The organism is Moorena sp. SIO3I8 (assembly GCF_010692325.1).
In the GTDB taxonomy this organism is placed as follows: domain Bacteria; phylum Cyanobacteriota; class Cyanobacteriia; order Cyanobacteriales; family Coleofasciculaceae; genus Moorena.
The window spans coordinates 1-11,064 of the sequence record NZ_JAAHHW010000169.1 but is presented as its reverse complement, the minus strand read 5'-3'; the positions used below and the strand labels follow the sequence as shown (position 1 = coordinate 11,064).

General features: G+C 45.0%; 5 protein-coding genes. 2 read left to right on the top strand and 3 right to left on the bottom strand.

The genetic code is table 11. The annotated features are described in order from the left end of the window. Window positions 1-1,324: 1,324 nt before the first annotated feature. Window positions 1,325-1,660 (top strand): hypothetical protein, encoded by a 336-nt coding sequence (locus tag F6K51_RS33165; protein WP_293029039.1) that lies wholly within the window; start codon window positions 1,325-1,327, stop codon window positions 1,658-1,660. 257 nt (window positions 1,661-1,917) lie between these two features. Beyond that, window positions 1,918-4,665, top strand: coding sequence for a DEAD/DEAH box helicase (locus F6K51_RS33160; protein ID WP_293029037.1), 2,748 nt, complete (start codon window positions 1,918-1,920; stop codon window positions 4,663-4,665). A gap of 148 nt (window positions 4,666-4,813) precedes the next feature. Here the strand turns inward: F6K51_RS33160 and F6K51_RS33155 are convergent, their stop codons facing one another. The 3 genes from F6K51_RS33155 to F6K51_RS33140 all read right to left on the bottom strand — a co-directional run. Next, window positions 4,814-5,008 (bottom strand): hypothetical protein, encoded by a 195-nt coding sequence (locus F6K51_RS33155; protein WP_293029034.1) that lies wholly within the window; start codon window positions 5,006-5,008, stop codon window positions 4,814-4,816. A gap of 312 nt (window positions 5,009-5,320) precedes the next feature. Beyond that, the gene (locus F6K51_RS38745) at window positions 5,321-10,090 is read right to left on the bottom strand and encodes an AAA-like domain-containing protein (protein WP_365940478.1); all 4,770 of its coding nucleotides are present in this window, start codon (window positions 10,088-10,090) and stop codon (window positions 5,321-5,323) included. A gap of 169 nt (window positions 10,091-10,259) precedes the next feature. Next, window positions 10,260-11,064: AAA-like domain-containing protein (locus tag F6K51_RS33140; RefSeq protein WP_293029030.1), on the bottom strand; the 805-nt coding region annotated here is incomplete at its 5' end.

Below are 11,064 nucleotides of genomic sequence, written 5' to 3'. Positions count from 1 at the left end.
GGGTCGGCGTATCAAGATTTCGGGGGCTCAGTGGGATGAGAGTAACGTCCCACAAGTCTTGAAGCATCGGTGTGCCTACCTCAACGGGCAATTTTCAACTTGAGTCTTACAAAACTGAGATGCACTCTCCACCCTTATTGCTCCGCACCCGAAGCTAGGGGGGCCGTAAACCTTCAAACCTCAACCGTCAACCCTCAAAATTATCTCTTGGTGAGCGTTCCCTTGGCGTTCGCCGAGCGGCGACCTAGGAGTTGGAAAACTCGCGCTTTGTCCCACCGCAACCTGTAACTTTTCCTGTGCCAATTAGATGGTTAACAACTTACTAAGCGCGTTTATAAACGAGTTGTAAAAATCCAGACAAAAAAAATTTGTAGTGCGGGCATCTTGTCCGCCTGAGCGTTCACAACATATTTATTATTACCATATAATTATTTAATAAGTAATTTTTATCCCAATAACTCATAGAGTTAATCATTATAATTTTCATCACACCTAAACCACTGTATGAATTATTAATTAATCTATTGTCCCCTAAGTGGGGGATTAGCGCATCAAGGGTATGACTAAATAAGTATGGGCATAATCACTTAATTTAGCTTAGATACGTTATAGTTAGTTTACTTACGCCCTTCGATATAGCTAACATCACCGACCTTGACCCTGAAGTCATACCTATCTGCTGCTGTAACCCCTTTTGATTAGCTAGTTATAGCAATGACTCCAGTACTATAACCTGCTACTAGAAAAAAAAAAGCAACTACAGGAAATATTTAGTACTTATGGCTGATAGTTTACGACCTATTAAGTATTTTTACCTATGCACTTCAAAGTGACTACTCTAGGGCGTGTTTTCAAACTATAACCACAATAAAATTAATGCGATCGTCAACATGGCTGTATAATTTTCAGCAAGCAAATCGTATCGGGTAGCGAAGGGAGCGAAATTGCTTGATTCGATTGATAGCACGCTCTACAAGGTGGCGTTGACGATAGATTTCAAAGGTTTTATCGACCGCGACGTGGTTCGGCGGGAAAGTCGTGGTATGGTAAGACGGATACCACGACGACGGAGGTAATTACGGATTCTACGACCTGTGTAACCTTTATCTCCAACCAGTCTTAAAGGACGAATACTTCGACGGCTGAGCATTGACCTAGTCACTAGAAACCATACCGGAGCAAGGCATTATCAAGTAGGTGATCGACCAAACCCCAAGCGAGACTCTCCTAACCGTAGGCGAGACACTGGGAATAATTCTGTAAATACACCTCAGTGGTTAGCGGTAGAGTTTTTCCAACGGGATGGTCAGGTCAGTGTGGGAGTATGTCACCTGACCCTGGTTCTGAGGTAGATATCTATGTTGTAGACCAGGTTTCCCCAAAAACCCATGGGATAGGTCCCTTGAGTAAGAAGATTGCTACAGCCGAAGCAGATCAAGACGGGAAGTTTGGGATTAGTCTTAGTAATGTCGAGCCTGGAGATTACCTGAGTGCGATCGCAACTCACCCAGACTACGGTACCTCGGAACCAGCTGTGACTGTGGTGGTGCGTTCTCTTGATGATCAAGGGAATAGTATCGAGACATGGTCAGCAACAACTCTACCGAACACAGCAAAGCCCCAGTGTACCAGCAGTCCAGTCGGCAGGGTTCCCCTATGACCAGACTCCCCGCAAATACCTGAACCCCTTTCGGAATAGTTTTTGGAAATAGCCTCAAACACCCTACCCTAAAGCACCTCAAGTTTGTCTCGCCCTTTGTTAGAGGAAACAAATCCCTATAAATACACCAGGGGTATCTTGAGTAAAATGGTGTACACCCTCTCAATTAATTAACTAACATACAATATATACAACCAAAGGACTATGTGATTACAAACAACACCTAACGATTATATACCTTATTGGAAAAACCTTGTGTGAATATTGCTACTTCATCAGTAGACCTTGACCCGAACAACCTATTTCCCTTTGAACTCGACGAGTTCCAAAAACAGGCAATTGAGGCTCTCAATGATAGTAAATCAGTAGTTGTCTGTGCTCCGACTGGTTCTGGGAAAACCCTGATTGGTGAGTATACCATTTATCGTGCTTTGTCTCAAGGAGGACGTGTTTTCTACACCACCCCCCTCAAAGCGCTCTCCAACCAGAAACTAAGGGATTTTCGGGCAAAATTTGGCGCAGACAAAGTCGGTCTAGTTACCGGTGATTCCTCGGTCAACCGGGAAGCTTCCGTGTTAGTGATGACTACGGAAATCTTCCGTAATATGCTCTATGGTACCCCAATTGGTCAAGTGGGAGCCTCTATGCTAGGGGTTGAGGCGGTGATCCTAGACGAATGTCACTATATGAATGACCGACAACGAGGCACGGTTTGGGAAGAATCAATTATTTATTGTCCGCCAGATATTCAAATTGTTGCCCTGTCTGCCACTGTTGCCAATTCTGACCAGCTGACCGACTGGCTGAATCAAGTTCATGGCTCCACTCAGCTGATTTACTCTGACTTCCGACCTGTTCCCCTAGAGTTTTACTTTGCCCATCCCAAGGGAATTGTCTCCCTGCTGAATGACGACCAAACCAAGATTAACAACTTCCTGAAAACCAGACGTCCCAAAAGCAAGGACAAAAGTGGACGTCCGGAAAGTCCCAGCATTAGCTCTGTGGTGAGCAAACTAAAAAAACGGGAGATGTTACCAGCTATTTACTTTATCTTTAGCCGCCGAGGCTGTGATAAGGCAGTAGATGAGATGGGTCCACTATCCCTGGTCAATGAACAAGAAGCAGCTCAACTCAAGAAACGGATTGATGAATTTATCAGTAAAAATCCAGAAGCAGCTCGTACGAAACAAATTGACCCCCTCTACCGAGGTATAGCTGCCCATCATGCTGGAATTTTACCTGCTTGGAAAGGTCTAGTGGAAGAACTATTCCAACAAGGACTAGTGAAGGTGGTATTTGCTACAGAAACTCTAGCAGCAGGAATTAATATGCCTGCTCGTACCACTGTTATTTCCAGTCTATCTAAGCGTACTGACCGAGGACACCGGCTACTGACTGCCTCGGAATTTTTGCAGATGGCTGGACGAGCAGGAAGGCGAGGGATGGATACCAATGGCTATGTGGTGACGGTGCAAACCCCCTTTGAAGGGGCTAAGGAGGCGGCTTATCTAGCAACGGCTGGTGCTGATCCCCTAGTTAGTCAGTTTACCCCTACCTATGGTATGGTACTGAATTTGTTGCAAACTCACTCTCTGCCTCAAGCTAAGGAGTTAGTTGAACGCAGCTTTGCTCAGTATCTAGCTACTTTGTACCTCAAACCTCAACAACAGGCAATTACTGAACTGACTGCGGAACTGACGAGAATTGATTTTCAACTGGCACCGGTAGATGTGGCAGTAATGGAAGGCTATCAAAAACTGAAGGAACACCTGAAAGTAGAGCGCCGCATCCTTAAAGACCTGCAACACCAAGCAGAGGTATCTGTTTCTAAAGCCGTATCCCAATTACTACAACAGGTGCAACCGGGAGTCATTCTTTATTTGAAGGGCAAGAATGTGCCAGTGTCTTCTCCTGTTCCAGCTGTTTTGGTGTCTAAACAAAAGGGTTCCGGTCAATTCCCCTATCTGGTGTGCTTAAGTGCTGCTAACCGATGGTATGTGGCAACAACTGCTGATGTGATGGGGTTAGATGGCTTTCCTGAAGTGGCCGATGACCAAGTATCCAATGGCTCTACGGAAGATTACTCAACCGGCTCAACTCAAGGTGAATCCTCTGACATTATTAATCTTCGATGCCTTGATATTGGAACTCTCCAGCCTTTAGAGGGGCTTGAGATTAAACCAGGTCAAGTCAAAAGCGGAAATGAAGATACTGAAGCCTTGGCTAACCAAGTTCCCACCATTGCTCAACTCTGGGTTGCTCCAGAAGTCAGGGAGCAAGAAGGTGTTGTTGCTGATCTAGAGGGTCAAATGGAAACCCATGCTCTTCGTCAGTGGGGTAATCCTTCTCAACTGATCAAACGCCACAAAAAACGGTTGTTTTTGCAGGAGCAAATTAACCAACGTCAAGCTAAATTCCGAGAATACCAGGCTCAGCATTGGCACGAATTTCTGAACCTGATTGAAATTTTAAAAGCATCTGGTTCTTTGGAGGACTTAACTCCCACTGTTCTGGGGCAAGCGGCTGCTTCGCTTCGGGGAGAAAATGAGTTGTGGCTAGCCTTAGCCATGCTGTCGGGAGAATTAGATGACTTAGACCCCCACCAACTGGCAGCAGCTTGCTCTGCTTTAGTTACCGAAACCCCTAGACCGGATAGTTGGACAAACTATCAACCAAGTGAGGAAGTGCTAGAGGCATTGGCAAACCTCAGGAGGATTCGGCGTCAAGTATTTCAGCTACAGCGTCGATATCATGTCGCCTTACCGGTTTGGTCAGAGGATAGGTTAATTGGTCTAGTGGAGCAGTGGTCATTAGGCAAATCCTGGCGGGAGATATGCGGTAATAGCAGCTTAGATGAAGGGGACGTAGTGCGAATATTACGTCGAACCTTAGATATATTATCCCAAATTCCCCATGTGTTGCCTCTATCAGAGTCTTTAAAAGCTAATGCGATTCGTGCTGCTCAGTTACTTGACCGCTTTCCGGTTAATGAAAGAGTTAAGTAGGGTTTGCTGAAAAAGTCGTTTGGTAAGGGTAGGAGTCAGGAGTCAGGAGTCAGGAGTCAGGAGAAACACTACAATCAGTTATTAACAAACATAGCAACATTTTCCTAGGTAATCTCTCTCTTGACCCCTGTTCCCTGTTCCCTGTTCCCTATTCCCTATTCCCTACTGGATTATTCCCAACATCAAAAACAATTATAAATTCCGCATCAGGCATTAATCGTTTCAGAGCCCACAAATGTCCCTCGGCATCCGATCGATTGCGGAAGCGAGCAACAACTACTCGCTGCATTTCCGGTAATAGCCGAATGACCACCCATGGATGAAGGCGTTCCGAATAACTCATAATCAAACTGTCTCCTTTTTTAGGGGAGCCAGAGCTAGCCCGTAGATATTGCACTGTCCCCGGGCTAGCTCTTGACTCTGGGCGTCTCAGCGCCCACTGTTATACTATAGCACAAAAATATTTTATTATAACATATTTTGAAAAATTTTGTTACAAAAAATATATTGAAACTGGCAAGATGCCAGTTCTACTGCCAGTTTCAATATCAGTAGAGTGGGCATCCTGCCCGCCCGACAATAAGCATGAAACTGGCAAGATGCCAGTTCTACAGCCTATTGCTAGCATGCCTATTGCCTATTGCCTTCCCTACCCTTACTCCCCACGTAAATCCTTCAACACCTCTTCCGTAAAAGGATTCTTACCAGCCCGGAGCTCATCTATCCATTGTTGCCGTTGTGCTTTCCACTTATCATTGTCGGTCCAGTCTACAAATGCCTGAAAATCTAATATCGCTCCTGCGGTATCCCCAGTCAGAGCCCTAGCCAAACCACGACTATCGAGAATACCTCCATCTTCAGGTGCTTTTGCTACTGCTTTTTCACAGGTATCCATCACGTCAGCAGCATATCCATGGAGGCTACCAAACCAACAGATTTGATTCCAAGAATAAGCATAAATTTCTAGATTTGGATCTAGTTGTTGTGCTTCTTTATAGAGAGATAGGGCTTTGGTTAATTTACCTTCTTGAGCTAACTCCTCACCTTGTCTAACTTTAGCGGGTGCTGCTAGCTGTTTGGCTTTTATCTCTGGCTGTAATTCTAGCTCCGGATTCCATTCTTGGGCTTTTTGGAACTTAGCAATAGCACCATCCACATCCCCCTGGTTTGCCAATTCCTCTCCTTGTTCAACCAAAGTGGGTGCTGCAAGGTGTTTGGCTTTTTTCTCTGGGTCGAATTCTAGCTCTGGATTCCATTCTTGGGCTTTTTGGAACTTAGCAATAGCACCATCCACATCCCCCTGTTTTGCTAACTCTTCACCTTGTTTGACAAAACCAGAAGCTGCAGCTATTTTGCCATCTGAATTTTGGCATTTCTTTAAGCTATCTAGGGATTCAGGATATTCCACAAAGTAATTTTCAAGCAACTTACAGCCCCTAGCTAGCATCTCATCTAAATCTTCAACGGCCCAGAGTCTGGCAGTATTGTCCGATGATGCCGTAGCCAGCATCTTACCATCTCGGCTAAAACTGATACTATTGACTGAGTCTTGATGTCCTTGAAACAGTGCTAATTGATTTCCTTCTAAATCCCAAACTCTGACCGTTTTGTCTCTTGATGCAGAAGCAAGCATCTTACCATCTCGGCTAAAACTTATACTATTGACCGAGTCTTGATGTCCTTGAAACAGTGCTAATTGATTTCCCTGTAAATCCCAAACTCTGACCGTATGGTCCGATGATGCCGTAGCCAGCATCTTACCATCTCGGCTAAACCTTACACTCCATACCGAGTCTTGATGTCCTTTCAACAGTGTTAATTGATTGCCCTGTAAATCCCAGAGTCTGACCGTATGGTCCGATGATGCCGTAGCCAGCATCTTACCATCTCGGCTAAAACTTATACTCCATACCGAGTCTTGATGTCCTTTCAACAGAGCTAATTGATTGCCCTGTAAATCCCAGAGTCTGACAACAGTATTGTACCTTGATGCTGTAGCCAGCATCTTACCATCTCGGCTAAACCTTACACTTTCTACCGGGGATTGATGTCCTTTCAACAGAGCTAATTGATTGCCCTGTAAATCCCAGAGTCTGACCGTTTTGTCCCATGATGCGGTAGCCAGGGTTTTACCATCTCGGCTAAAACTTACACTATTTACCGAGCCTTGATGTCCTCTCAACAGTGCTAATGGATTTCCTTCTAAATCCCAAACTCTGACCGTTTTGTCGTCTGATGCCGTAGCGAGGGTTTTACCATCTCGGCTAAAACTTACACTCGATACCAAGCTTTGATGTCCTCTCAACACAGCTAATTGCTTTCCCTGTAAATCCCACAGTCTCGCAGTATTGTCGGATGATGCGGTAGCGAGGGTTTTACCATCTCGGCTAAAACTTACACTCGATACCCAGCTTTGATGTCCTTTAAACAGAGCTAATTGATTTCCTTCTAAATCCCAAACTCTGACCGTATGGTCCGATGATGCCGTAGCGAGGGTTTTACCATCTCGCCTAAAATTTACACTATTTACCGAGGATTGATGTCCTCTCAACAGAGCTAATTGCTGTCCCTGTAAATCCCAAACTCTGACCGTATGGTCCGATGATGCCGTAGCGAGGGTTTTACCATCTCGGCTAAAATTTACACTATTTACCGAGCCTTGATGTCCTGTCAACAGAGCTAATTGCTGTCCCTGTAAATCCCAAACTCTGACCGTATGGTCCGATGATGCCGTAGCGAGGGTTTTACCATCTCGGCTAAAATTTACACTATTTACCGAGCCTTGATGTCCTGTCAACAGAGCTAATTGCTGTCCCTGTAAATCCCAAACTCTGACCGTATGGTCCGATGATGCCGTAGCCAGGGTTTTACCATCTCGGCTAAACCTTACACTATTTACCGAGCCTTGATGTCCTGTCAACATAGCTAATTGATTTCCTTCTAAATCCCAGATTCTGACCGTATGGTCCGATGATGCGGTAGCCAGGGTTTTACCATCTCGGCTAAATCTTACACTCCTTATCGAGCCTTGATGTCCTGTCAACAGAGCTAATTGATTTCCTTCTAAATCCCAAACTCTGACAGTTTTGTCCGATGATGCCGTAGCCAGGGTTTTACCATCGGGACTAAAACTTACACTGTTTACCGAGTTTTGATGTCCTTGAAATCTTCTCTTTTCTTTGAATTTGCTCAGACTCTGCTGTAGAGCATAGACAGGACTGATGGCAGGATATTTATCCAGGGGGCGACCATCTTTAACGATATTAAATAGCTCTTGCCCAGTCTCCATGGCTGAGTATAAAAGCTCTCGATTGCCATAGTAAACATTATCCTCTGGTAAGCGCCGTAAAATAGTAATCCCTTGTTGTTCTAGTCGGGTACCTGTTTGAGCGTCTTTTATGTTTTTAGCAGTTATCATAGCAATAATTATTGCTACCACTGAAAACAAACCTAGACTAATACCCCCTATCAGTATAGTTCTCTTGGCTTTCTGTTGGGCTTCAGTTAAGGTATCATTGGCCTTAGCTAATATCCGACTTTCTTCTGCCAATACCCTACGGTCTAATTCCTGACCAGCCGCCAAAAACTGATAATCTAAATCGCTCAAACTTTTACCCTTAGCCCAAGCTTGAGCATTCTCTAACGCCACCCCTCGCAACAAACGCGATTCTTCCTGACAGCCAGACTCAACCCAAGCGGTAAAGGCTTCAGAATAGGGACGCAGTCTAGCCAATTCTTGCTTAACCCAATCGCCATCAAAAACACTGCCATAAATCCGGTTGTTAACGGTCAAAGAGCCATCCCGCTCCACTACCAACCCCGATAGCCTTAATTCTGTCTGTTCATCACTGCCATCAGCGGCAATACTACCCTGATCTAATACCTGCTGATACAATCCCAACAGCCTACTCGCCCGTTGCTCATGTCTGAGAATGCGATCGCGTATGGTCTTCAAGTGCTCTGGTTTATCCTGAGATACCCAATTCTCAATAATTTGGCTACGGGCGACCTGTGCAACTCCAGTTCCCCCCTTGCTAAGGTTCGATTCCCCTCCAGAAGTTTCTCCAACTCCAGTTCCCCCCTTGTTAAGGGGGGTTAGGGGGGATCCCAATCCCGAAGTGTTATCGATAGATCCCCCTCCCGTCCCCCTTAATAAGGGGGAAGCTTGAGCATGGTTCGATTCGCCTCCAGAAGTGCCCTCAACTCCAGTCCCCTCAACTCCAGTTCCCCCCTTGCTAAGGGGGGTTAGGGGGGATCCCAATCCCGAAGTGCTATCGATAGATCCCCCTCCCGTCCCCCTTAATAAGGGGGAAGCTTGAGAATGGTTTGATTTCCCTTCAGAAGTGCCCTCAACTCCAGTTCCCCCCTTGTTAAGGGGGGTTAGGGGGGATCTCCCTCCAGAAGTGCTATGGATAGATCCCCCTCCAGAAGTTCCCCCCTTGTTAAGGGGGGTTAGGGGGGATCCCAATCTTGAACTGCTGTGGATGGATCCCCCTCCCGTCCCCCTTAATAAGGGGGAAGCTTGAGAATGCTCCACCATTAACTTACACAACTTCTGGGTCAGAAACGGTTGTCCCCCCGTCCAGTGCAATATCTCAGCTAACACCTGTTCAGGATTATCCACTTTCCCTACCAAACCAGGGAGCAGTGGTGTTTTCGCTTCTTCAAAGGTAAAGCCAGTCAGTTCAATATCCCGACCAATATTAAAGGGAGTGCGCTGTTTATCCTGAATCAAATCCGCTGGAGTTGCTACTCCCAGCAAGCAAAAATTCAGCCGATTATAGACAGGATTTTCTGCTCTTTGGTTATAACAACTGCGAATAAAGGCAAAGAAATCATCTTTAAACTCTACCTTAATAATACTATCAATCTCATCCAGAAAGATAACAAGATTTTCTGGAATCTCTGACAACAGCACCTCTTCAATAAACTCACCCAACCACATTACTGGGGAGAGTTGCTTACGCTCTCGTAACCAAGGTAAAACCTTGAATTTATCTGATAGCTTAAAACTATTTACCAGACTCTTAATTAAGCTAGCATACCATTGCTCTGACGTTACGTAATTACCAATTTGGGTAACATCCACAGAAGCACAAGCTACTCCCGCCTCTATTAGTCTTTGCATGGTTTTTACCCGCAAACTAGATTTACCCATCTGTCGCGAGTTGAGCACATAACAAAATTCCCCAGCCATCAAAGCCTCAAAAATCTCGGTATCAGCTTTTCTGACTGCATAAGTAGCAGCATCGTTAGGTAAACTTCCCCCAACTTGATAGATTGTTGGTTGGTTGCTCATGGTAGGAAAGGGAGTAGGGAGTAGGGAGTAGGGAGTAGGGAGTAGGGAATAGGGAGTAGGGAGTGTGGGGAGTTTGGGGAGTGTGGGGAGTTGCGTAGGGTGCGTTAGGGGCGGGCTTGCCATCATGTTCAACACCGAGGGCCAGTGTTGGGATAGCCCGCCCCGTAACGCACCACCTTTGGGCAAGCCCTGATTTTATCGATAGCCACTGTTGGCATAGCCCGTCCCTTGGTGCGTTACGGGACGGACGATCGCAACCCGGGATTTGAGCCTGAAAATCAGGGTAAGCCCGTCCCTAACGCACCCTACGCAACTCTAAAAGTCTGTTACTAAAATACTCACGATACAAATTATATCTCGGAATACAATCATTACCGATTGCTCTGACTAATCCCAGACTTTCTAACAGATAGGTTTCATTATAATCCAGGCGCACTGCTTGAGTAGTTGTCAGTAATTTTTTGAAAGCGTTTAGTAAATTGGGATGGAGCATGAGATTATTTAAAAGCTCTCGCAAATGATGGCGATAAATCCCTGATTCTGTCGGGGCTGTTTCTAAAAGATGCTCGATGGTGATGTTGGGATTTTTGCTAAGAGTAGAGAAAGCTAACTGTAATAAATAAGGATGTCCTCCTACCATACTCATTAATTCATGTAGTAAATTAACTGATAAATTGAAGCCATAAAATTTCGCCAAATCCTGAACCTGATTCAAAGTAAAATCAGTTAAATCTATAGGATATCCTACATTAAAAGGCGATTTATTGATAGCCAAGTCAATATAAACTTCCGTAGCATAAACCACTATCAACCGTAGTCTTTTCCAAATATCATAAAACTGGCCATTTTCATGCCAACTCCGCAGCAACGTAAGAAACCCTTCAGCAACGTGTTGATGAGGAAAAACTCGCTCTAGGTTATCGAGACATAAAACCAAAGGACTCTCTGAAGAAACCAACAAATACTCTTCAAAGTAGGTGCTACACTTTACTTCACTGGTAAAAAAAATATCTTCCCAATAATTTTGCAACTGATTGGGCAATTTCAATTTTTGAGCAACCCGCACACAAAAAGACTGTAAAAATATATCCAAGTCATGG

Excerpts from the sequence above, each read along its gene's own strand:
- F6K51_RS33165 (WP_293029039.1), top strand. The coding sequence starts at position 1,325 with ATGTCACCTGACCCTGGTTCTGAGGTAGATATCTATGTTGTAGACCAG.
- F6K51_RS38745 (WP_365940478.1), bottom strand. The coding sequence starts at position 10,090 with ATGATGGCAAGCCCGCCCCTAACGCACCCTACGCAACTCCCCACACTC.
- F6K51_RS33155 (WP_293029034.1), bottom strand. The coding sequence starts at position 5,008 with ATGAGTTATTCGGAACGCCTTCATCCATGGGTGGTCATTCGGCTATTA.